Annotated in this window: 23 protein-coding genes; 7 read left to right on the top strand and 16 right to left on the bottom strand. The window is 57.9% G+C overall.

Annotated elements, in window-relative coordinates; all coding sequences use genetic code 11:
• Nucleotide 1 precedes the first annotated feature (1 nt).
• Nucleotides 2-337 (bottom strand): hypothetical protein, encoded by a 336-nt coding sequence (locus tag DX908_RS00865; protein WP_147303684.1) that lies wholly within the window; start codon nucleotides 335-337, stop codon nucleotides 2-4.
• A 154-nt stretch (nucleotides 338-491) separates the two neighbouring features.
• Between DX908_RS00865 and fumC the strand changes: the two genes are divergently transcribed.
• From fumC to DX908_RS00850, 3 genes are all read left to right on the top strand, one after another.
• A complete protein-coding gene (gene fumC / locus DX908_RS00860; protein WP_116390587.1) occupies nucleotides 492-1883 on the top strand; it encodes a class II fumarate hydratase in 1392 nt (463 codons plus the stop codon).
• Between the two features lie 78 nt (nucleotides 1884-1961).
• A complete protein-coding gene (locus tag DX908_RS00855) occupies nucleotides 1962-3086 on the top strand; it encodes a glycoside hydrolase family 5 protein (RefSeq protein ID WP_199564543.1) in 1125 nt (374 codons plus the stop codon).
• Nucleotides 3087-3182: 96 nt separating this feature from the next.
• Nucleotides 3183-4115 (top strand): M23 family metallopeptidase, encoded by a 933-nt coding sequence (locus DX908_RS00850; protein ID WP_158548392.1) that lies wholly within the window; start codon nucleotides 3183-3185, stop codon nucleotides 4113-4115.
• Here the strand turns inward: DX908_RS00850 and DX908_RS00845 are convergent.
• The 6 genes from DX908_RS00845 to DX908_RS00820 form a co-directional block, all read right to left on the bottom strand.
• Entirely contained in the window at nucleotides 4112-4654 is a 543-nt protein-coding gene (locus tag DX908_RS00845; RefSeq protein WP_116390585.1) for an RDD family protein, read from the bottom strand. The two genes, DX908_RS00850 and DX908_RS00845, sit on opposite strands and share 4 nt — an antisense overlap.
• Nucleotides 4655-4669: 15 nt before the next feature.
• A complete protein-coding gene (gene pdhA / locus DX908_RS00840; protein WP_116390584.1) occupies nucleotides 4670-5674 on the bottom strand; it encodes a pyruvate dehydrogenase (acetyl-transferring) E1 component subunit alpha in 1005 nt (334 codons plus the stop codon).
• 38 nt (nucleotides 5675-5712) lie between these two features.
• Nucleotides 5713-6468, bottom strand: coding sequence for a hypothetical protein (locus tag DX908_RS00835; protein ID WP_116390583.1), 756 nt, complete (start codon nucleotides 6466-6468; stop codon nucleotides 5713-5715).
• 110 nt (nucleotides 6469-6578) lie between these two features.
• Complete coding sequence (locus DX908_RS00830; RefSeq protein WP_116390582.1) at nucleotides 6579-6878, bottom strand: hypothetical protein; 300 nt, start codon at nucleotides 6876-6878, stop codon at nucleotides 6579-6581.
• A gap of 103 nt (nucleotides 6879-6981) precedes the next feature.
• Nucleotides 6982-8403 (bottom strand): dihydrolipoyl dehydrogenase, encoded by a 1422-nt coding sequence (gene lpdA, locus DX908_RS00825; RefSeq protein ID WP_116392927.1) that lies wholly within the window; start codon nucleotides 8401-8403, stop codon nucleotides 6982-6984.
• Nucleotides 8404-8540: 137 nt separating this feature from the next.
• A complete protein-coding gene (locus DX908_RS00820) occupies nucleotides 8541-9104 on the bottom strand; it encodes a hypothetical protein (RefSeq protein WP_116390581.1) in 564 nt (187 codons plus the stop codon).
• A gap of 135 nt (nucleotides 9105-9239) precedes the next feature.
• Between DX908_RS00820 and DX908_RS00815 the strand changes: the two genes are divergently transcribed.
• Nucleotides 9240-10688 (top strand): M20/M25/M40 family metallo-hydrolase, encoded by a 1449-nt coding sequence (locus tag DX908_RS00815; protein WP_158548391.1) that lies wholly within the window; start codon nucleotides 9240-9242, stop codon nucleotides 10686-10688.
• A 38-nt stretch (nucleotides 10689-10726) separates the two neighbouring features.
• Here the strand turns inward: DX908_RS00815 and DX908_RS00810 are convergent, their stop codons facing one another.
• The 5 genes from DX908_RS00810 to DX908_RS00790 all read right to left on the bottom strand — a co-directional run bounded on the left by DX908_RS00810 (nucleotide 10727) and on the right by DX908_RS00790 (nucleotide 15570).
• Nucleotides 10727-11674, bottom strand: coding sequence for a glycoside hydrolase family 5 protein (locus tag DX908_RS00810; RefSeq protein WP_199564542.1), 948 nt, complete (start codon nucleotides 11672-11674; stop codon nucleotides 10727-10729).
• A 123-nt stretch (nucleotides 11675-11797) separates the two neighbouring features.
• On the bottom strand, nucleotides 11798-13111 hold the full coding sequence (locus DX908_RS00805) for a pyruvate dehydrogenase complex dihydrolipoamide acetyltransferase (RefSeq protein WP_116390578.1): 1314 nt from the start codon (nucleotides 13109-13111) through the stop codon (nucleotides 11798-11800).
• An 11-nt stretch (nucleotides 13112-13122) separates the two neighbouring features.
• Nucleotides 13123-13632: a DUF805 domain-containing protein gene (locus DX908_RS00800; RefSeq protein WP_116390577.1), complete on the bottom strand. Its 510-nt coding sequence runs from the start codon at nucleotides 13630-13632 to the stop codon at nucleotides 13123-13125.
• Between the two features lie 26 nt (nucleotides 13633-13658).
• Nucleotides 13659-14159 carry a DUF805 domain-containing protein gene (locus tag DX908_RS00795; RefSeq protein ID WP_158548390.1) on the bottom strand — a complete coding sequence of 167 codons (501 nt, stop codon included), beginning with the start codon at nucleotides 14157-14159 and terminating at the stop codon, nucleotides 13659-13661.
• Between the two features lie 16 nt (nucleotides 14160-14175).
• A complete protein-coding gene (locus DX908_RS00790) occupies nucleotides 14176-15570 on the bottom strand; it encodes a pyruvate dehydrogenase complex E1 component subunit beta (RefSeq protein ID WP_116390575.1) in 1395 nt (464 codons plus the stop codon).
• 256 nt (nucleotides 15571-15826) lie between these two features.
• On the opposite strand from DX908_RS00790, the gene DX908_RS00785 reads away from it, so the two are divergent.
• Both DX908_RS00785 and DX908_RS00780 read left to right on the top strand, forming a co-directional pair.
• Nucleotides 15827-18145 (top strand): tetratricopeptide repeat protein, encoded by a 2319-nt coding sequence (locus DX908_RS00785; RefSeq protein ID WP_325047972.1) that lies wholly within the window; start codon nucleotides 15827-15829, stop codon nucleotides 18143-18145.
• A gap of 14 nt (nucleotides 18146-18159) precedes the next feature.
• Nucleotides 18160-18912, top strand: coding sequence for an ion transporter (locus tag DX908_RS00780; protein WP_116390573.1), 753 nt, complete (start codon nucleotides 18160-18162; stop codon nucleotides 18910-18912).
• Here the strand turns inward: DX908_RS00780 and DX908_RS00775 are convergent.
• Nucleotides 18892-19683: an SDR family oxidoreductase gene (locus DX908_RS00775; RefSeq protein ID WP_116390572.1), complete on the bottom strand. Its 792-nt coding sequence runs from the start codon at nucleotides 19681-19683 to the stop codon at nucleotides 18892-18894. The two genes, DX908_RS00780 and DX908_RS00775, sit on opposite strands and share 21 nt — an antisense overlap.
• Nucleotides 19684-19811: 128 nt before the next feature.
• Here DX908_RS00775 and aat point away from each other — a divergent pair, with 128 nt between their 5' ends.
• Nucleotides 19812-20480, top strand: coding sequence for a leucyl/phenylalanyl-tRNA--protein transferase (gene aat / locus DX908_RS00770; protein ID WP_116390571.1), 669 nt, complete (start codon nucleotides 19812-19814; stop codon nucleotides 20478-20480).
• Here aat and DX908_RS00765 read toward each other — a convergent pair.
• The 3 genes from DX908_RS00765 to DX908_RS00755 all read right to left on the bottom strand — a co-directional run bounded on the left by DX908_RS00765 (nucleotide 20432) and on the right by DX908_RS00755 (nucleotide 22966).
• Nucleotides 20432-21166, bottom strand: coding sequence for a DUF2155 domain-containing protein (locus tag DX908_RS00765; RefSeq protein WP_147303681.1), 735 nt, complete (start codon nucleotides 21164-21166; stop codon nucleotides 20432-20434). The genes aat and DX908_RS00765 overlap by 49 nt on opposite strands.
• A gap of 75 nt (nucleotides 21167-21241) precedes the next feature.
• Nucleotides 21242-21658: an NADH:ubiquinone oxidoreductase subunit NDUFA12 gene (locus tag DX908_RS00760; protein WP_116390569.1), complete on the bottom strand. Its 417-nt coding sequence runs from the start codon at nucleotides 21656-21658 to the stop codon at nucleotides 21242-21244.
• Nucleotides 21659-21928: 270 nt separating this feature from the next.
• On the bottom strand, nucleotides 21929-22966 hold the full coding sequence (locus DX908_RS00755) for a fatty acid desaturase (protein WP_158548389.1): 1038 nt from the start codon (nucleotides 22964-22966) through the stop codon (nucleotides 21929-21931).
• Nucleotides 22967-23099 lie beyond the last annotated feature (133 nt).

Raw genomic sequence — 23099 nt, 5'->3', positions numbered from 1 at the left:
GTCACATGCCGAGACGGTCGAGGCATTTCTCCGGCGGTGATTTGGCCTCAATCAAGGTTTTGCCGCGCTCATAGGCTTCTTCGTCCTCTCCCTCATAATCGGACGCGACATGATCGAAGAAGGCCATCACATCGGCCCGTTCGGCATCTTCAAGATCACCAAGCGTCGCGATCGTGCAGTCACAGAAATCAGCGATTTGCTCCTCGGTGACTTCCTGGCCTTCTGCCTCAACGACCACGGCGGCCGTGCATTTCTCGACCATTTCCGCAGTGTGGTCCTCGCCGCAGGCCGCCAGTGCGAACAGTGATAGGCCAAGCAATCCGGTGGTAATTCTCATGATCATCCCTCGCTATTTACGATAGACTAGGGGTCGTCATTCAGAATGCAAATCTGGCTCGCGAGGCGACTGTGCACGGTGGCAACGAAACACGTGACCCCGGCGCCGCAGCGGCCTAAATGCCCCCAAAATGAACCTGTTTGAGGAGCCCGCCATGACCGAAACCCGTACCGAAACCGACAGCTTCGGCCCGCTAGAGGTTCCTGCCGACAAATATTTCGGCGCGCAGTCCGCGCGCTCGCTGATCAACTTCAATATCGGCACCGAGACGATGCCCACACCGCTGATCCGCGCACTGGGGATCGTCAAGCGCTCGGCGGCACGGGCCAATATGGCGCTCGACAATCTCGACGAAAAACTCGGCGATGCCATTGTCGATGCCGCCTCGGAAGTCGCCGAAGGCAAGCTGAACGACCATTTCCCGCTGTCCGTCTGGCAGACGGGCTCAGGCACGCAATCGAACATGAATACCAATGAGGTGGTCGCGAACCGCGCGATCGAGATCCTCGGCGGTGAGATCGGCTCGAAGGATCCGGTCCACCCGAATGACCATGTGAACCGCTCACAAAGCTCGAACGATACTTTCCCGACCGCCATGCATATCGCGGCGGCCGAGGAGATGATGCACCGGCTAGTCCCGGCGCTGGGCCAGCTTCGCAACGCGCTCAATGACAAGGCGGAAGCCTTCAAGGACATCATCAAGATCGGACGCACCCATTTGCAGGACGCAACGCCGTTGACACTGGGGCAGGAGTTCTCCGGCTACGTGGCAATGGTCGAGAACGGGATTGCCCGCGTCGAGGCCGTCATGCCGCGGCTTTATGCGCTGGCGCAGGGCGGCACGGCCGTCGGTACGGGGATCAATGCAAAACCGGGCTTTGCCGAGAAATTCGCTGAAGAAGTCTCCACCTACACCAAGCTGCCTTTTGTGACGGCACCCAACAAGTTCGAGGCGCTGGCTACCCATGACGGCATGGTCGAGGCGCATGGCGCGCTCAACGAAGTCGCGGTCAGCCTCTTCAAGATCGCCAATGACATCCGCCTCCTTGGCTCCGGCCCCCGCTCAGGGCTTGGCGAAATCTCCCTGCCCGAAAATGAGCCGGGCTCATCGATTATGCCGGGCAAGGTCAACCCGACCCAGTGCGAAGCCATGACCATGGTCTGCGCGCAGGTCATGGGGAACAACGCCACCGTCAGCTTTGCCGGCAGTCAGGGGCATTTCGAGCTCAACGTCTTCAAGCCGGTGATCGCGCTTAACGTCCTTCAGTCGATCCGTCTGATTGCGGATTGTTCGGTCAGCTTCACCGAGAAATGCGTTGTCGGCATCGAGGCCAATGAAGGCCGGATCAAGGAGCTGATGGAACGCTCGCTAATGCTGGTGACGGCGCTCGCCCCCACGATCGGCTATGACAACGCGACCAAGATCGCCAAGGTCGCGCACAAGAACGGCACGACCTTGCGCGAGGAAGCGGTCAATCTCGGCTTCGTCACCGAAGAAGATTATGACGATATCGTCCGGCCCGAACGGATGATCGCCCCGAAATAGGTCATGATGCGGACATTGCTTCGATTGCTATCTGTGATTTTTGTTCTGGGGACTGCTGCCAGTGCCCAGAATGATCCGATGGTATTTTGGAGCGAAAAGCCAAGAGAAGGCGGCAATTCCTTCAACGAAACGCCGCCCGATCACGAATATTTTCAAGCGCTGGCTAATTATGGCGGCGAATGGGTTCGCCTGAGTTACAGCAAATGGGATGGTCAGGAACGCGATTTCCTGATGGGGAGTGCTGACGGCTACGAACAGCTGGTTGAAGATGATCTGGCGATCCTCATCAAGACACTCGATCTTGCCGACCAAGCGGGCATCAAGGTTGTCTTGACGCCGCTAGGCCTTCCCGGTTCCCGATGGACACAGAATAATGATGGCAAGATCGATGACCGGATTTATCAGGATAAGGCCTATTGGGAACAGTCCGCGGCTTTTTGGCAGGATCTGGTGATTGCGATTGATGGCCACCCGGCAATTGTCGCCTACAACCTCGTCAATGAGCCCACGCCAGAGCGTCCAGCCGGCCTCGAGTCCAGCATGACCGAAGAGCAAATCGCTGAATGGCATGAGGTTCAACGCGGAACGGCGCGTGATCTTTTCGCCCTTACCAGCTATCTGGTTGCGGCGATCCGTGAGGTCGATGAGGCAACACCGATCATGGTCGATGGCGGATTTTACGGCTCGGCTAACGGGTTTAATCACTGGCCATCAGGTATTGATGATGACCGGGTCCTATATGATTTTCATATGTATGAACCCTGGGCCGCGACCAGCAATTCGAATCTGAAGCGTGATAAACCGCTAGTTTATCCGGGCACGATGGAAATATCAGGTCGCACGGAACATTGGGATCCTGATCGGATCAAGGCGATCATCCAACAACCGTTGGATTGGGCCGAAGAGCACAATATACCTGCGAACCGGATCGTTATGGGCGAATTTGGTTGCATGCGCAGGCTCGAATGGTGCCCTGACTATCTCGAAGACGTTCTAACCGCCGCCGAAAAACTAGGCTATCACTGGGCCTTCTACTCTTTCCGGGAATATTCTTGGGACGGGATGGATTATGAGCTTGGCGGCGAAAAAGTGCGCTGGACATTCTGGGATTCACCGGAGGCTCAAAAGGCGTATCCGCGCGGGCCCACGCCCCAATTCGAGCCAATTCAAAAACGCCTCCAGCAAAATCTCGACGGGCAGTAGGTCAGACGATTAACGGCGCGTGCCACGGCTTTACTTGCCATGCTTCCGGCAGATGCTACCCTCTTCCCCGTCTACGAATTGGTATGTGGGGCGGGAATGTTGAACGAAATATCGCTGCTGGCCGCGACGGTCCTGATGCCGCTCCTCTTCGGGGTGTGGCTGGCAACGGGGCAGTACCGGGCGCTGTTCTCGGTCACGGGCCGGATCTCGGACATTCTCTGCGTCGCGGCTATTGCCGCCATCCTCGTTTTCTCGCTTCTCTTCGTGCCGTGGGTTTCAGGCAGCTACTGGCTGCGCCCGCTCGCTGCACTCCTTCTTCTTGTCGGGATCGGCCGATGGGTCATGGGCGGGTTTCCGACGATTGTCGGGGACTGGACCTGGCTGACCCGACTCGGTCAGGGCCTCCTGATCGTCATCGGTGGTGCCTTCGGGGCGATCAGCCTGTTTGCGCTCAAGGGCATGATCCCGCCGCCCGCGACGGTCGATCTGCACTTCCCGCTCAAAGACCGGACCTTCGTGATCGGTCAGGGCGGCCGCTCCATCGTCGTCAATGCCCATGCCGCCAGCGAAGCCCAGCAATATGCTGTCGACATCGTCGCCATGAACATCCTTGGCCGGAACAAATCCGGCATCGGTCCAGTCAGCAATGACAAATATGCAATCTGGGGCGCGGAAGTCGTGGCGCCCTGCGAAGGCCGGATTGCCTGGTCACGCGATGGCCTGCCTGATGCGGTCGGCCCTCAATCTGATCCCGACACCCCTGCCGGCAATGCCGTCGCGATTGAATGCGGCGCGATCACTGTCTTCCTTGCGCATCTGATGATGGACAGCCTTGAGGTGGAGACCGGCGACATGGTCAAGCCGGGCGATCCCATCGGTCTCGTCGGCAATTCGGGCAACACCTCCGAGCCGCATCTTCATATCCATGCCGAGAATGGCGAGTTCGATGGCGAGCTCTCGGATAATCAGGGCATCGCCATCGTGTTTGACGGCGATTTCCCGGTACGGAATGATCTGTTCCTGAACTAGCGCTGTGCGCGAATGACCTTCGTGCCCGAAATGCGGTCATAGAGTGTCCTGCCGTCTGATCTCCACATTGACGCCAGATAGACAAGGCTGAGCAGCATCGCACCAATGCAGATGGCAAGATTGAGCCAAGGCATGGGATCAATAAAAGGACGTCCGGGCACGTACCAGATCGCGATATGCGCTGCCTCCCATGGCAGAAAGCGCAGAATGTTCCGGCCCCATGCGCGAAGATACCCTGCCCGGCTCTCGTCCTTTGCGGCAACGACCTTGAGGCGCATCCAGCGCTTGCCGAGGGTCTGGCCGCTCTTTGAGCCCTCCAGCAGCGCAAAATATGAGACCACTGGCAAGGTACCGAAAAGAAACGCCGTCGCATGGCCTGCAAATTTTGCCTCGAGCCCTGAGACAGGCCCCGCCTCCATCCGGCCAAGGAAGAAATTGATGGCGGCCAAACCGCCAAGCCACAGCCAGACAATGACATAGTCGACGGCCAAGGTGCCCAGCACCCGGCTCAACCGCGGTGCTGTGTCCTCCCTGCCCATCAGCGTGATTACCTGTTATTGAGCCGCGGCGAACGCGCCGGTCAGAACGTCCGTGTAAAGCTCACTCGGATCGGGCTCAGGGCTTTCCAACGAGAAGTCGGCCGCTTCCTTGACGATCGCCTTGATGTCCTTGTCGATCGCCTTGAGGTCGTCTTCGGACGCATGCTTGCCGTCAAAGATCCGCGCCTTGCAGCGTTCGATCGGATCTGATTGTGAGCGAACTTCGTCGACCTCTTCACGGGTCCGATATTTTGCCGGGTCCGACATGGAGTGGCCGCGATAGCGGTAGGTCTTCATCTCGAGGACGAAGGGGCCTTCCCCATTGCGTGCATGCTCAACAGCTTCGCGCGCTTCCTCTCGGACCGCGACGACATCCATGCCGTCAACTTCCTTGCCCGGAATGCCAAAGCTGGCGCCGCGGCGATAGAAATGCGTGTCGGCTGAGGCGCGCTTGGTCGAAGTGCCCATCGCATACTGATTGTTCTCGATGACGAAGACGACTGGCAGCTTCCAGAGCTGTGCCATGTTCATTGCCTCGAAGACCTGACCCTGGTTCGAGGCGCCGTCACCGAAATAAGTGAAGCTGACATTGTCATTGCCGCGATATTTATTGGCAAAGCCAAGTCCCGTACCGAGCGGCACCTGAGCGCCAACAATGCCGTGTCCGCCATAGAATTTCTTCTCGGCGGAGAACATGTGCATCGAGCCGCCCTTGCCCTTCGAATAGCCGCCCTCACGGCCTGTCAGCTCGGCCATGACGCCTTTGGGGTCCATGCCGCAGGCAAGCATATGGCCGTGATCGCGATAGCCGGTGATGACCTGGTCGCCTTCCTTGCGGAGCGCCTCAAGGCCCGTCACGACCGCTTCCTGGCCGATATAGAGGTGGCAGAACCCGCCAATGTGACCCATGCCGTAAAGCTGGCCGGCTTTTTCCTCGAAACGGCGGATGAGTAGCATCATCCGGTAGTATTCGAGCAGCTCGTCCTTGGTGGCGGAAAGGTTCGTCGATTTATCAGCCATGGGCGTCCTCTACTGGTTCGCAGAGGTCTTTAGGCAGGTCAGCTCGCTTCCGCAAACTCTCGTTGCGGGTCGCCGAGAAGCCGCGAGATCGTGTGCTCGACTTCCCGCAGCGGCATGTCGATGATGTCGCCATCTGACGGGTCGCCGAGCGCCAGCGCGATGGCGTCCCAGCCCTCTGCGGCCTCGACATAGCGGGGCTGTCCCGGCTGGCTGCAGACATGGCCCGCAGCACTGAAACCGAAGACTTCGCGGGATTTGGCGAGCCGCACCCACGACCAGCGCTCGCGGTGAAGATCGCCGTTCAAATAGAGGAACCAGCGCGGATCCTCGCGATCAGCCGGGATATCGAAGAAAACAGTGCGGTTCTCGCCCGCATCCGCAAAGACCACGACACCGTCGGCATTCTCATAGAAAAGAGCCGGCGTTTTGATCGTCAGCGCCATTTCCTCGCCCTTGCCGGCTTTCAGATCCGCCTTGGCGTGTTTGCGGGCCTCGGTCGCGGCGGCATAAGCCTCGCGCAAGACAGTTCGGTTTACGACCCACGTCCCGAAGAGCAGCAGAGCGGTTGCAAAGAAGAAGACCCCGGTGACCTGGATCGTCGTCCAGATATCCCCTGCGGCATACGCAACCCCAATCACCAGCGGCGCGGCGAGCCCTGCGGCAGCGGCAACCGGCTGGTTGAACCCCAGAATATTGATACGAGTGAAGCGTTCAAAGCTATCCGCGAAAGCCGCCCGTTCCCGAAGACGTTCACGAATGGACGGCGGAAGCTCTATTTGTGCAACGGTCAGCATGGTCCCTGGAATGCCCTCTCCACAACCATGAGGAGACTATCTCAGAACCAGTTGCATTCAGGTAAACCTGAAAGGTTGCCCCGCGCAAAGTTTACGCGGGGCAGAAAGACTTAGGCGGGAACGCCTTCAAAGGTCGACTGGCCAAAGGCGCCAAGCGTGACCGAACCGCCGAGATTGTCACCGGCTTTGGTGGCCTCGAAGCTGAGCGTCATCGGCATCGGAGAGGAGATATCCACATCCCAGCTGGCGGAATCGCCATTGACTTTACCGTTCTTGATTTCAGCGCTTTCGCCGCTGCCTGCGATCATCGACCCGGTCAGGTCATCGCCAGACTGTTTCAACTCAAGCGTGCCCTGCTGGGCGCCCATTGGCGTTTGGATTGTGACGTTATATTTGCCGTCAAAGGACATATAGTTCTCCCAAAAGTTTTCTGGATTTATCCAGACAGTGTCTAGTATTGATGAATGTGGGTCTTGTCCAACCCCTGATTGCGGTTACTGATCACATTTCACATCAGATATGCATGACTCGGCCATAAGCATCGAGAACGCTTTCGTGCATCATTTCGCTCAAGGTGGGGTGCGGGAAGATCGTGTGGAAGAGATCCTCTTCAGTTGCTTCCATGGTTCGGGCGATGCCAAAGCCCTGGATCAGCTCGGTGACCTCCGCGCCGATCAGATGCGCGCCGAGCAGCTCGCCAGTCTTCTCATCGAAAATAGTCTTGATAAGCCCTTCAGGCTCGCCAAGCGCGATGGCCTTGCCGTTCCCCTGGAAGGGAAACTTGCCAACCTTGACCTTGTAGCCTGCTGCCTTTGCCTTGGCTTCGGTCAGACCGACCGAGGCGACCTGCGGTGAACAATAGGTACAGCCCGGAATAAGTGAGGTGTCGAGCGGGTGGACATTATTGAGCCCAGCGATCTTCTCAACGCAGATGACCCCTTCATGGCTTGCTTTGTGCGCCAGCCATGGCGCGCCGACGACATCCCCGATGGCATAGACGCCCTTGACCCCGGTCGAGAGATATTCATCGACGACGATATGGCCGCGGTCGACCTTCACGCCGATATCCTCAAGGCCAAGATTCTCCGTATTCCCCACAATGCCAATGGCAAGGACGACACGGTCGAATTCCTGTTTCTCGGTCTTGCCGTCCTTCATCTTCAGATGGGCCGTGACGCTGTCCTTGCCCTTCTCGAGCTTTTCAACCTGTGCGCCAGTATGGATTTTCATCCCCTGCGACTGGAAGGCTTTGAGCGCAAAGGCGGAAATTTCCTCATCCTCAGCGGGTAGGATGCGGTCGATCATCTCAACGACAGTCGTCTCTGCACCAAGCGCATTATAGAAGCTCGCAAATTCGATCCCGATTGCGCCTGACCCAATGACGAGAAGGCGCTTGGGGAACGTGTCAGGCACCATCGCCTCTTTAGCGGTCCAGATGAATTTGCCATCCGGCTCGAGCCCTGCTTGCGGGATCGTCCGTGCACGGGCCCCCGTTGCGATGATCTTGTGATCGGCGTGCACAGTCTGCGTCTTGCCGTCCTTGTCCGTCACCGTCAGCGACGGCCCTTTACCATTCGCACCGGTGAATTTGGCAACACCATCGATCACCGTAACCTTGTGCTTCTTCATCAGATAGCCAATGCCGCCGGCGAGCTGTTTTGAAATTTTGCGCGAGCGCTGTACCACGGCATCGAGGTCAAAGCCGATGTTCTCCGCTTTCAGCCCAAATGCCTCCGCATGCTTCATATTTGTGTAGACTTCGGCAGTCCGGAGAAGCGCCTTTGTCGGGATACATCCCCAGTTGAGGCAAACCCCGCCCAGATGTTCGCGTTCGATGATAACCGTCTTCAGACCAAGCTGGCTGGCGCGGATTGCCGCCACATATCCGCCGGGTCCTGCCCCGATCACCGCAACGTCGAATTTCTGATCTGCCATCTTTTCAATCTCCATCAACTGGGTGGGAACTACCGAAGTCTGCATATGAACGCAAAAAAGCCGAAGCCCGGCATGACAGCGAAGGCTTCGGCCAAATTTTCACCTGATCAACCTGACATCAAAATGTCAGGATGAAATCATGCACCAGCAAGTTTGCTGAATTCCGGGTGCGTCACAACCTTGTTGAGCAGATTGCTGACAGTCGGCTGGAAAGCGTCGATCGTGTTCTGGCACGCATTGATCGCGCTGAAGCTGGTCTTGAAGCTGTAAGTCTCGGAAACTTCATATCCTTGCGGATAGGCCGCTGAAGTCACCTTCAGAGCGACATCCCAGGTACCAGTACCGATGGAGCTGAACTCAAGCTTAGTGATCTCGCCGTTGATGGCAGCCCCATCCGGTTTCACGAGACCCGCATTGAAAAGCTCTTCCTGCATCGCATCACGAATATATTCGACTGGCGTCTGACCAGGAGCAACTTCGAGTGCGCCCATAGCGCGGCAGGTCGGCGACACATCGATGTCAGCAGCTGCGGAGAAATCCCCCATGCTGACTTTCGTCCCCTCAGGAACGGCCGTCTGTGCAGCCATGATGTTAGCGGTGGATGCCTTGTAAGGCCGTGACGATGTTGTCTCACACGCTGCAAGCGCCATCGTCGTGAGGCCGAGAACGGCCGCAATTCTGAATTTATTCCAAGTGGTCATGATATGCCCCTCATAATTAACCCTGAAATGCACCTATCATATTTAAGTCCGGCCACAATATTTTCTTGCCCCCACACTCTATCTTGCGCGCCATGACTGTTGATGCGAGTTTTTCACTTAACAGATGGGGTCAAGATGAATTTTGAACCGCTACTCGCCGCGCCGTGGCATATCCAGCTTCATGCTGTGGCTGCGCTGACCGCCCTTTTCCTCGGAATCATCCAGATTGCAGCTCCTAAGGGGACGCTACCGCACAGGATCATCGGGCCGATCTGGGCGATCCTGATGACCATCGTCATTCTGACAGCGATCTTCATCATCAGGCCGCGTGCGCCGGGGGAGCCGTTCCTCCAGCACTTCACCTTCATCCATTACATCTTCATTCCGGTGTCGACCTGGGGGCTGATCGGCGGGCTCTACCATGTCTTCAAGGGCGGGCCGAACATGAAGAAGCATGCAGGTCCCTTCTTTGGCCTTTTCCTTGGCGGGCTGATCATTGCCGGGTTCTTCACCTTCATGCCCGGACGGATCATGCATGATGTGCTCTTCAACAAGAACATGTCAGATAATCCGTATGCCTATCCTGCGCCCTATCTCTATTTTCTGCCGGGTGCGGAGCCGCCAGCGCGGGATGTCACCCGGCCCGAACGGGCTGAAGAGGAAGCGGAGGATGTGTCCCCTGCCCCTGATGGCGCGAGATTGATGGCAGTCGTCACCGAGCTTTCCAGTGACGCCTATGAAGGAAGGGCAACGGGCTCGGCAGGCAATTTGCTGGCTCGCCAGTTCATCATTCGCCAGTTTGAAGAGATAGGGCTTGCCCCCTTCGGCACGGAGGGGTTTTTGGATCCTTTCGAATGGCAGCGCAGCGTCACCGAAGATGGAGAAGTCAACAAAGGCGCCGGGAACAACATTCTCGGCCTGATCCCCGGAGAAGAAACGGGCACGGACGGCCCCTATTTCGTGATCACGGCGCATTATGATCACTTAGGCACAGGTGCCAGTACTGACGGGAGCGACGCGCTTTACAACGGCGCGGATGATAATGCCTCTGGCGTCGCCGTTGCGCTCGAGCTGGCCCGTTATTTTACAGCCAACCCGCCGAAGCATTCGGTTGTGATCGCCATTCTGGATGCGGAAGAACACGGGCTTCAGGGCGCACGGGCCCTCCTCGCTGATGAGGCGATCCCGCATCAGGATTTTGCGCTCAACCTCAACCTCGACATGGTCTCGCGGGCGGACAAAGGGGAAATCTACGCTTCGGGCAGTTATCATTTCCCGGCCATGATACCGCTGATCGATGAGGTCGCTACCAAAGCACCGCTCGAGCTCCTCAAAGGGCATGACCGGCCCGAGGATGGGTATGATGACTGGACCTATCTCTCCGATCAGGGACCGTTCATCGCGAAAGGAATTCCGGCCCTTTATATTGGGGTCGAAGACCATCCCGACTATCATCAGCCATCGGATACGGCAGACAAGATCAATCCCGAGACCTTCCTCTACTCAGCCCGGACGATCCAGATGCTCGCAAAAGCAATGGATGAACAGCTGGCGGAGATCACCGCTTCGGTAGAACAAGAATAATCGCGGACCGACCTGCGAACCACGCCCGATCTCCGTCGTCAGTCAGCTGACCATGTGCGCATCATCTCGCGCACGTAAAGGCCGGATTCCGTAAGATCCTCATCGCCCCAAGGACCGGTCGAGTTGGCACCTGGTTTCAGAAGAGAGGCGCCTTCATCTTTATCGGATAGCGACCAGTTTGCATGGCTGAGTTGATGCTCTTTCATGAAATCGCGCCATGCGCTGAGGTTTTCACCCGCCACGTCGCCGTCGCCATTGGCATCAACCGTTCCCCACTCCGTAACAAAAAGAGCGATGCCTGATTGCATGGCGAGGCGTGCTTTCTGCCTTAACTCCTCGCCATGGGATCCTGCATAAAAATGCAGGGTATAGGCAATATTCTCATAGCCTGTGATGGGTTTGGCCGCCGCCTTGGTGACATCCTGCGACCAGGTCTGGGTGCCGACAATTATCAGGTTATCAGGATCGACTTTCCGAATGGCGCCGACAACTTTCTCTGCATACGGCTTTATAACTGTCAGCCAGTCCGTATCCTTCAGGGGCTCATTATAGATCTCATAGATGATGTTCGGGTGGTCACCGTACATTTTTGCAATCTCGGTGAAAAAGACCACTGCCGCGTCCGGGTGGTCTTCAGCGGAATGCGAGTGCCAGTCGACAATAACATAGATCCCCTCCTCGATCGCCGCATCAATAAGAGTTGTTGCGCGATTTATATTGCCCTGAGGATCTGTCAGTATACCGCCCGACGGCTCGACACTTATGGCTGCCCGAATCAACGAGACATTCCAGTCTTCAGCAAGGAACTTCACAGCTTCCTTGTTATAGAACCGCTCCTGTCCCCAACCGCTTGTCGACCAGAACCAACTAACCCCGGCGAGAGAGACCGGACGTCCGGTCTCATCAACGATCTGATGGCCTTTGACTGCTAATTGCCCATATCGCTCGACAGGCGTCTCACTATATGCGTTAGAAATACCTATCATCTGTATACTGATTATGATCAGCGACACTATCCCGTAGCGCATGATACTCGACCCCTAATTTATCCCATTAGGAGAAGACTAGCATGTGTGCTACTTAAGATGGCAATAGTGTTTGAGCAGTAATTACAGCAGCATCGCAGCTGGTTCTTCACAGAACCGCTTAAAGGCTGCGAGGAAACGCGCCCCTACAGCGCCATCCACCACGCGGTGATCGCAAGTGAGTGTCACTGTCATCATGTGGCGCGCCACGATCTGTCCATCACGGACAACCGCCCGCTCCTCACCTGCACCGACCGACATGATCGCGCCATGCGGCTGGTTCACGATCGAGGCGAAACTGGTGATCCCGAACATGCCGAGATTGGAGACCGAGAATGTGCCGCCCTGATATTCCTCGGGCTTGAGCTTTTTGGAGCGCGCCCGGCCCGCAAGGTCACGGACCTCTTCCGAGATCTGCTTAAGGCCCTTGGTCTCTGCCTTCCAGATGATTGGCGTGATCAGCCCGCCATCAATCGCAACCGCCACACCGATATCGGCGTGGTGATACTGGAGGATTGCTTCATCCGTATAGGTCGCGTTGGCTTCCGGCACTTCCTTGAGGGCCATGGCCGATGCTTTGAGGACAAAGTCATTGACGGAAATCTTGAAGAAGCCGTCCTCGCCCTTGGCAGGCGACGCCGCATTGACGCGCTCACGAGCAGCGAGAAGCTGGGTCAGCTCGATGTCGACATTTAATGGGAAGTGCGGAACTTCCTGGTTGAAGCTCTGATGCAGCCGCTTGGCGATGACCTTGCGCATGCCGTCATTCTTGACCGCCGTGTAGCTGTCAGCCGGGTAGAGACGTTCATCAACGCCTGCGACCGGCATACTCACCGGCGCCGCAGCACTTGTGCCAGCTTTACCGGTGCCATTCTCAATAGCGATCTGGACGTCGCGTTTGACGACCCGGCCTTTGGGGCCGGAGCCTTTGAGGAGTGAAAGGTCGATCCCTTCTGCCTTAGCAAGACGCTTGGCAACGGGAGATGCTAGAACGCGTCCACCGTTAGAAGGCGCAGGCGCCGCAGCGGGCGTTGCCGCCGGGGCGGCCGGAGCTGCGCCATTGGCGGCAGTGGCAGGCTTATCTTCTTTTGCCGGAGCGGATGCAGGGGCCGCGCCGCCCGAAAGGGCCGCTTCGTCAATATCATCCGCGCTCTCCCCTTCTTCGAGGATGACGCCGATCGGCGCATTGACCTTCACGCCTTCGGTTCCCTCACTGACGAAAATCTTGCCGAGAATGCCTTCATCGACGGCCTCGACTTCCATTGTCGCCTTGTCGGTTTCGATCTCCGCAATGATGTCCCCGGAGGAGACAGTGTCGCCTTCCTTTTTCAGCCATTTGGCCAGCGTGCCTTCTTCCATGGTCGGCGACAGGGCGGGCATCAGAATCGGTGTTGGCATGTCGAAATCTCCTATCGCGTCGCCGCAGCACCCGGCTGCGGTCCGTAGTCATTAGCGTGGCCCTGTCCGGGCACCAGATGCAGCCATCCGAACTGCACCAGGAAAAAGATGCTGCCGAGCGATACACCGCCAAGCCCCATGGCTTCAACGGGTTTGATCGGATCGTCCGGCCGCGTTTCATTCAGCGCCTCAAGCGCCTTCATATAGGTATCGGTGTCGGTAATGGCTGAGAATGCACTCAGCCCCAGCATGCCCGCTGTCGATGTCAAATCGAGCATCAGGAACAAAAAGCTCACGAGCATGCCGCCAAGGAAGATCAGAACCCACCACCAAGGCCGGCCCATATCGTGAAACCGGCGAATGGGCACGGCAATGAAAACCGGCCAGAAGAGCGCAAGCTGAATAATTTCGACCGGCGCCTGATTGATCCCCTGATTGCGCAGGCCATTTGCCAAGAGCGCAGCAAAGCCGAAGATCAGTGTGATCATCCACATGCCGCCACGGCCTGTACGGCCATCCATGGAAAGGAGATATCGAAACACCGGGATCAATCCGCAAATCCCCGTCCATCCGCCAGCGGATCATTGCCATACTGGTTCTTGCCCTTCTGGCCTTTGACAAGGCCGAAGAGCAGCATCTGGGAAATCTCTACCCCAATCACAAGCAGCGTGCCGATCCGCATATCCGCATTCCCGCCTTGCCGGGCCGCCTCAGCCACTGCTGCGAGCTGTTCCTCAACTGTCATGGCGGACATCGCCTCCATCCCGCCCAGGGCAGTGACCATCCCCTTATAGGCGATCAGGCGTGCAAGGAACAAAAGTCCTAGAAAACCAATCTGATATTTCCCTGTGATCCCCATGTCGTGAAACCGCCGTACCGGGACGGAAACATTCTTGGGCCAGAGGAAGAAAAGACCAATCAGGATCACCCCCGGCATGCCGAGGAGCGGCGCGACGATGAAGGTCAGGACCAGATAGGGCGCCAGAAAAGCAATCGTGTAGCCTTTCCGGGAAATTCTCCCTTTCGGATTGAAGAGGAAATCGAACACGCCCGGTCCTTGCCTGTCAGCCCGCGTAAAGAACGCGTTTGGCGGCGGCAACAACACGTGCCGAATCCGGCAGGCTGAGCTTTTCGAGATTAGCTGCGTATGGCAGCGGCACATCTTCCTGTGTCACCCGCGCGGGCGGTGCATCGAGGTAATCGAAAGCGTGCTGGACGACCTGCCAGCCGACCTCAGACCCAATACCCATCGGGCCCCAGCTTTCCTCGACAGTGACGAGACGGTTGGTTTTCTTGACACTTTCGATGATGGTCGCCGTATCCATCGGGCGGATCGTCCGCAGGTCAATGACTTCTGCCGAGATCCCCTCACCAGCAAGCTGTTCAGCTGCCTGAAGGGCGAACAACATGCCGCGGGCATAGGAGACGATGGTGACGTCAGTGCCCTCGCGGGCAACCTTCGCCTTGCCGATCGGCAGGACGAAATCATCCATGTCCGGCACATCGCCCTTCTCACCATAGAGAAGCTCGTGCTCAAGGAAGACGACCGGGTTCGGATCGCGGATTGCAGCTTTGAGAAGGCCCTTCGCATCCATCGCGCTGTAAGGCGCAATGACGATGAGGCCCGGTACATGGCCGTACCACGGGGCGTAGTCCTGGCTGTGCTGGGCGGCGACGCGGCTGGCTGCGGCGTTCGGTCCACGGAAGACCATGGGGGACGCCATCTGGCCGCCCGACATGTAGCGGGTCTTCGCTGCCGAGTTGATGATGTGGTCAATCGCCTGCATGGCGAAGTTGAAGGTCATGAATTCGATGATCGGCTTCAGGCCCGCAAAGGCCGCGCCGACCCCAAGACCAGCAAAGCCATATTCCGTGATCGGCGTATCGATCACGCGCTCTGGCCCGAATTCGTCGAGAAGCCCGCGCGTGACCTTATAGGCGCCCTGATACTCGGCGACCTCTTCACCCATGACGAAGACGTCAGGGTCGGTGCGCATCTCTTCGGCCATGGCATCGCGAAGCGCATCGCGCACGGTCGTCTCGACCATCGCGGTCCCTTCGGGGACTTCCGGCTCGGCGGCAGTGATGGACATGGCCGGCGGTGCGGCCTGCGGCGATGGAGTGTCATCTGCTTCAGTCGCCGGTGCACTGTGATCCGCGCCATTCGACGCAGGCGCGCTTTCCAGCGAAGAAACGTCGATATCGCCCGCGCTTTCGCCCTCTTCGAGGATCACTGCAATGGGAACATTCACTTTGACGCCCTCAGTGCCCTCGCTGACGAGGATCTTGCCGAGCACGCCCTCATCGACGGCTTCGACTTCCATTGTCGCCTTATCGGTTTCGATCTCGGCAAGAATATCGCCTGAGGAGACCTTATCCCCTTCGTTTTTCAGCCATTTTGCGAGGGTGCCCTCCTCCATCGTCGGGGAGAGAGCAGGCATAAGGACGGGTATGGTCATGGTCGCGGCGTTTCCGTTCTTCTTGAAGCGACGCGGGAAGTACCACAGACCGCGCGGGACGCAACGCCCTCCGGCACGCTATACATTGTCTAGATTTCAGGGGGTTACCAGAGCTGCCTGATTTACAGCTGCGGATGGGGATTTCTCCCCACATTCGGCTAAGCGATGAATGGGATGAGGTGGCCGATTTGATCTGAATTGACAGGGATTTGCGAAACTGGCGATGATTCAGGATCGCAAGGGGGAACTTGTGTCCATGAAACTGGTCAATCATCTCATCGCATCCTTCATTCTGGTCAGCGTGAGCCTGCCCGCTTTGGCGCAGGACGACACCAGTATGGGCGCTCGCTATGCCGCCCAGGTGGAGCGAGAGAAGCTCGTCGAAGAAGGCCTCGCGGGGAACAAGGAGGCCCTGTTCAAGGCCGCCCTGCTCTTTAAGACCGTCGATCTCAACCGCCATAAAGAACTGTTGAAGGCAGCGGCAGAGGCAGGGCACCCAAGGGCACAGGCCCTCTACGGCGATCTTTTCCATTACGAACAGTACGGCACGCGCCAGGACTATAAGACGGCCCGAAAATGGTACGAAAAGGCCGCAGCCCAGAATGACAGCGAAGGCCTGAAAGAACTCGGCAAGCTCTATAATAAGGGCAATGGCGTCCGGCAAAATCTCGAAACAGCGGCCGGGTACTGGAAACGCTCCAGCGATCTGGGCGACGGCGTCTCAAGCCTTCTTTACGGCTATTATTATCTGGAACTGCGCGGCCATAAGGCTGAAGCGACTCAATACTATCAGCTCGCCTATGCACGCGGAGAAGAGCGAGGACTCGAATATCTCGCTGATCTTGGCGATGAGTATGGCGCGATGGCAGCGGCGATTATTACCTCAGCCCCTTGCGAGAAATCCTCGGATGGCTTCGACGCCCTGAGGAGCAATCCCCAGTCAAAGCTTGACCTCGTCCGGCCGGAGAGAATCCGTCAGACATCGCGCGATTTCTGGTGGCACGAGCTTTATGATCGCTGTTTCCATACGGATTGGCGCGAGCCCCAAAACCAGACCGGCGGGTTCCGGCTGACCGCAAAGCTCGATGAGCAGACCACCGCCGCCTTTGCGGCCTACTCTCAGGAAGCATCACGGCAGGGCAAGCTTGCCGATGACGGCTGGCAGGACAGCTGGCTCAGGAAGAGCCCGATCGAGCCGGGGCGTGATCATTTCCGTGGTCCGGGGGCGGATCAGTTCGATGCGCTGGCGAAAGACTGGCTGGTGCAGGATGAGGCACGGACCATCAAGAACTTTTACGGCGTCCGGATCGGGGTGACTAAATCCGGCATCGGCTCAGACGGGCTGCCCTCCTACGACGCAGAAGACGAAATGGGGCTCGGCTTCTTCCGCGTGAACTCAGCCGCAAAAGGGAGTGGCGCCGGGTATGCGGGCGGATGGGGCAAAAACTTTGTCGATGAAATCCGTGAGCAGAGCAAAGCGCAAGGCGGCCTTCTGGGCTATCTGGGGCCGATCCCCGTCACCAATTCGGCTTCCGATATCCCAGCCATCCATAATGGCCCTTTCATCAAGACAAAGCTCGGGCAGGATTATTATTTCGGCCAGATGAAGGGTGGCTATCCGCACGGCATCGGCTATCTGATCATGCCGGCGCTCGATGAAATCTATGTCGGATCATTCGTAGACGGATATGCCCACGGCTTTGGTGGCTTCGTCCAGAAACAGGATGGCCGGGTACGTCAACTAAAGGTCGGCCAGTATGTCGCCAGCCGGGGACCGGTTCTCGGCCTGATCCGTACCGATATGGGGACGGCAGCGGAGATACAACGAGTGGGCGCCTTTGCAGACGGTAATCTCTCAGGGTTTGGACAAAGGCAGATCATGTCCAAACTCTCCCCTAACTTTGGGCTGGTAGAACAGGGCCTCTTCAAGGACGATACGTTCCTTGCCGGGGTCAGGGGAAATGGCAGCCATTTATTCCAGTTTCCGGACGCCCTCGCCTCAGCTGAGGGCGAGTGGGTCCATCTGTCGAACCTAAAGACAAATGATGTGATCCTTAAACGGGCCCGTCCCTATGTTATCGGATCGAATGCACAGGGCGCAGGTCTTATCCAGTCTGGCGGCGAGCGGCAGGATGATGTGTCGTTGCGCGTGGGCGTTGATGGCGACCTATCCGATCACCCGTCACAGCCATTCAGAAATTTCGCATTCGTCTATTATCCGCATACCGACACCGCTCAGATCAATCTGAAGCACTATCTGGATGAGCAGCAGAAAGAGCGCGAACGCAGACTCGCCGCGAAGCGCTATCAGGATTGGGCTATAAAGACACGCGAGCGGTGGGCAGAAGAAGAAAAAGCAAAATGCCTAGCAGATCCGAAATGCGACTATGGGGCGGCTCCGGAAGTCTGGGGGAATACGAAATACGAACCCTCAACGAGCAGCTTCTCAAGTTATAGCAGCTCCTCCAGCAGTAGTACGTATAATGATCCATTTGGTGGGCTGAATCCGTGGAGTACGCAGTATCAGACGCAACAATGGATGAGTGATCCAGGCCGGTATAACCGCCCCTTCTGAGGCAACACAGAACGATGCCCAATCCGCTTCACAATCCGATGTTCAAGGAGACAGGGCTCTGGACGCCCGGCCATCCTGTATTCGAGCGGATCAGCCAGGGCTTCATCATCGCCTCCATGGTGGTGATGAGTATCGGTACCATGCAGAGCCTGCCCGAGAATGTGCGCCATGGTCTGATGATGACAGACATGGTCTTCGGCATCGGCTTTGCGGCTGAATATGCGATGCGGATCTATAATGCCCGCAATCGCTTGCAGTATATTTTCAGCTTCTGGGGGATTGTCGATTTCATCGCCATCATCCCTTCTCTCTTCATCGGCGGCACGGATCTGAAAGCCTTACGCGCGCTTCGGCTGTTGCGGCTCGTCCGGCTGCTGAAGCTCTACCGGACATCTGCGGCATTGCAGCGCCTGCGCCGGGCACTTGAGAAAGTGCGCTATGAGTTTGTCGCCTTCGCCATTCTCTCCGCCCTCGTCTTTTTCGTCGCCTCGGTCGGGATTTATGCCTTCGAGAATGAAGCGCAGCCGGAGGTTTTCTCCTCCATCCCGGCTTCCATGTGGTGGGCCGTCGCGACCCTGACCACGGTCGGCTATGGCGATATTTACCCGATCACAGCCGTCGGCCGGATGTTCACCGGCGTTGTCCTCCTGGTCGGGCTTGGGCTTGTCGCCGTACCGACAGGCCTCATCGCCTCGGCGCTTCAGGATGAAGACATCGCCGAGACGGAGGAAGAGGACCCGGAGGGATCAGATCCTGAGCGCCTTTGACGCATCGCCCACCGTCGTACCGCCCTCGACCTCAAGGATCGTCCCCGTGACATAGCCTGCGCCTTCCGAGCAGAGCCACAGCGCGGCCTCGGCGATATCGTCACGACTGCCAAAGCGTTTGAGGGCGAGTGCCTGCTCGGCTTCGTGCCGGGCCTGATCGGTCGGGGCGAGCCGTGCCATGCCCTCGGTGCCGTCAATCGGCCCCGGCGAGATCGCATTCACGCGGACGCCTTCGATCCCCCATTCAAGCGCACAGCATTTCACCAGCATGTTCACGCCTGCCTTCGCGGCACAGACATGCGACTGGTAGAGCCACGGATCCTTACCCTGCGGCGCGGAGATCGCAATGAAGCTGGCGCCCGGGCGTTTGCAGCGATGGATGGCTGCGCGGAAAACATTGAACGTACCCAGAAGGTCAATATCGATCACCGTCTTGAAGGCATTGGCCGACATCTGGGCGGCCCCTGCGGGGAAGTTCCCCGCCTGCCCGGCCAGCACCATGTCGATCTCTCCGAAAGTGTCGGCGCATTTATTCACCGCCGCCTCCACATCTGGCCAGGAGCGCGCATCGACTGGGCAGCCATCCGCCTCGGCACCTTCGCCACGCAGCATCTCAATCGTGGCCTCCACCTTTTCCGGCGAGCGGCTGACAACGAAAATCTTTGCACCGGCCTGCGCGAAGCGGCGGGCGATCTGCTCATTGATCCCGGAAGTCGCGCCGGACATGAAACAGGTCATGCCGGACATATCGTAACTGGTTGCGGCGGGCATCTGGGCCTCCCTCAAATTATCTTTACAGCGTCTAGACTAGTCGGCTTACCCCGTTTCCGCCACCCGCAATTGCAGCATTAGAAAAATGCGACTGACGTCACTAAAAAATCGCGGCATAGTAGGTGCCGATGTCAAAGCCGCATCCACCCAGCCGCCTGACCACGGACCTCCTCCTTCAGGCATACCGCATCGGCTATTTCCCAATGGCCGAGGATCGTTTCTCGCGCGAAGTCTTCTGGGTACGGCCCGATGTGCGCGGAGTGATCCCGCTTGATGATTTCCATATCCCGCGCTCTCTCAAGAAAGTCGTCCGGCAGGGCCGGTTCGAGGTCCGCATCGACACGGCTTTCCGCTCGGTGATGGAGGGCTGTGCCATGCCGCAGTCGCATCGGGAGGATACATGGATCAACGGGCAAATCCTCGATGCGTATACGCAGCTTTTCGAGATGGGAAAGGCGCATTCGGTCGAGGCCTGGCGCAATGGATGTCTCGTCGGCGGGCTTTATGGGGTTTCCATCGGCGGCGCGTTCTTTGGCGAGAGCATGTTCTCAACCGAAAGTGACGCCAGCAAGGTGGCGCTGGTTCATCTCGTCGCGCGGCTCAGAATCGGCGGCTACCGGCTGCTCGATGCCCAGTTCCAGAATGATCATCTTACGCAGTTCGGAACAGTCGAGGTTGCCGCGCAGGGCTATCAGTATCTACTAACGGCTGCTGTTGAGCGGCAGGCGGACTTTCACGCCATGCCTTCTCAGATGCCCGGATCGACCATTTTGCAGTCAATCACCCAGACGTCATAGACCGGGTGCTCAATCGCATTGAGCGACGGTGATGAAGCGAACATCCAGCCGCGGAAAAGCGCGTCGCCCTGAATGTCATCACCAGCAGTTTCTGTATCTTCCCCCGGCAGAACGATTGAAGATGACCGCATCGTCTCTTCTTCTGCCGGCGCATCGGCCTCGCCATTCCGGGCCGTCCGTGCGCGTTGCAGTGTGACGTCATTCTCCCCGGCATAGACCTCGAGGAATACTGTCGTCTCTGGCGTCTCTTCAGGAGGGCGCTTGTCACAGGTGCGCGGCAGCAAGGTCAAAGGTCCGAAGACCGCCTCCTCGCCGATCGGGATCTCGATGTCCTTATAGGTCGCCGTGATCTTATCGAGCGCGCGCAAAGTCACCGAAACGGCTTGCAGTGGATTGTCCGCGCGGGAGTTATAGAGGTCGAGCCCAAAGGTCACCCCGCTCCGGGATTTCGAGAGACGCTCAAGCTCAGTCAGTGGGGCATCGCCCTCTTCGGGCAACGGGCGCGGGATCGACGTCCAGCCCATCTCGACTTCATCGCCAAGTGACAAATCGAGGCTATCTTGAAGCGAGCGAAGACCTTGCGGTTCTTGGCTCTCGGTGCCTTCGGGGGCGGGGTCGTCCTGTGCGGCAAGCGCGGGGAAACCGAGCGCTGCGCACGCTGTCAGAAGTGCCAATACGCGGATCATGCCCATTCCCCGTTCATTACCGCCCGTACCAAAAAGGACGCCGTCTCGAATGCGAGACCCTGTCTGACACCGCTTTTAGGCGTTTTCAGGGCTCCACGCTTCATACGTGTCGTCCACATTAACGCCGTCTGCGGCCCGCGCCAATGACCCTTTGGGCCGATAGGCGAGCGGCGTGCCGGTCATGTTCGGCAGATAAGGCGTCACGAATTTCTGCATCGGCAGCGGTTCTTCGCTGGGCGGCAGGTCGGTGATGTGGTGCAGCCAGGCATGCCATTCAGGCGGCACGCGGGAGCCTTCGGCATGGCCGTGATAGGCGACCCAGCGGCGGCGGCGGCCCTGCCCATCGGGGTGGGACGGCTTGCCGCCCTCTTCGAAATAGCGGTTGCCTTGTTCGTCCTCGCCGACCTTCTTCGCCTTGGCCTTGGACATGGTCCAAGCCGCGCCGAGCGTGTTGTTGTGCCACCAGATGAAGATGCGTTTGAGGAAGTCCATGGAGGGTCCCGGAAGGCTTTGTGTTCTTGAACGGCCCGCTTATCGGCGCGGTTGGCGAAGATGTCCAGAAGGCAGGGGGTTAGGCGCGCGGGGTCTCGGTCTATCTGTTCATGCCCGCGTAGGCGGGCATCTGGTCTTCAGGTGCAGCGGGTTGGGTTTATCTTTGGGCGCTTCAGAATTGTGAGATCGGCACATTAGAGGCAGATCCCCGCTTGCGCGGGGATGAGCGGGCGGATGGATGTGCGTGGAGATGTCCGCCCCACCCCTTTGTTACGCCTTGGCCGCAGCCCGTTGCGCGGCCAGATGCGCGTCGAGGCGGGCGTGCATCAGCGAACTCCACAAAGGCGGAATGAGCGCGATCGTGATCATCATCGGATATCCGAAGGGTAGCTGCGGCGCCTCTTCATCGACCTTCAGCAGATAAAACGGCTTCATCGCCGAGCGGTGATGGTCCGCATGCCGCTGCACACCGAAGGTGAGATAATTCGAGAAGCGTTGATAGGCGTTCCATGAATGAGCGGCCGTCATGCGGGAATATTTGCCATTCTCCAACCGGTCACGCTTTGCACCGAAATGCTGCGCGAAGGTAAGAATATGCAGCACACAGATGGCAATGAAGGCCTGGACGAAGAAATAGACGACAGCACCGACCCCGAAAAACAGCCCGTATGAGACAGCGATGATGCCCGACAGAAGGAAGAGCTTGGGGATGTGTTTATTCCGGTCATGCGGGAGGGACGTCACAAATGCCGTCGGGATCGCCCGGATCAGGTGCTGATAGATGTTTTCTTCTTTCCACCCTGTACTGCCGTCCTTGTCCGTCGCGGCAATGATGTGGTGGCTGTAAAGATGCTCGACCTCGAAATGCGGATAGCAGAGAAAGCCGAGCCCTGCGCGCCCGATCGCCTTCTCCCAGAAGCCGTTCTTGTGGATGATCTCGTGGATTGCCGAGAAAGCCACCGAGCCGATCAGGCCCATTGAAAAGGTGACGAGGACTTTCTCGAGGAGTGTCAGGGACGTGAATGTCGCGGCGATATAGTTCAGTGCCAGGATATAAATCAGCGTGAAGGCCATGGGCGAGAATTTCATCGCCCGGATCTGCCACTTCTGAAAATCACTCTGTTCGAATTCTGCCGTGTCGTTACTGGAGATCGCATCGAGCAGCGGCACAAGGATCATCATGATGGCCGCGGGCGCGTAGTACCATCCGCCGCCAAACGCGATCCCGAGCGCCAGACCCAGAAAAAGCGAAAAGCTGAAATACGATCCGAATGTCTGAACCAGACAGAGCCTGCGGCTGGTCGGCACTGTTAGGGTGGAGTATTTGCCTTCAGCTCCTGAAAGCGGAGCCCCTCGAATAAGTGGCTTACCCGATGAAATCTGATCGTACTTTTGTAGGCTCATGAATTCATTTCTATCCTGCCGCTCTCTAGTCCATTGA

Origin of the sequence: Parvularcula marina (assembly GCF_003399445.1) — a bacterium.
Classification (GTDB): domain Bacteria; phylum Pseudomonadota; class Alphaproteobacteria; order Caulobacterales; family Parvularculaceae; genus Parvularcula; species Parvularcula marina.
Note: the sequence above shows the minus strand (reverse complement) of the source record. Positions and strands in the feature narration are given on the sequence as shown.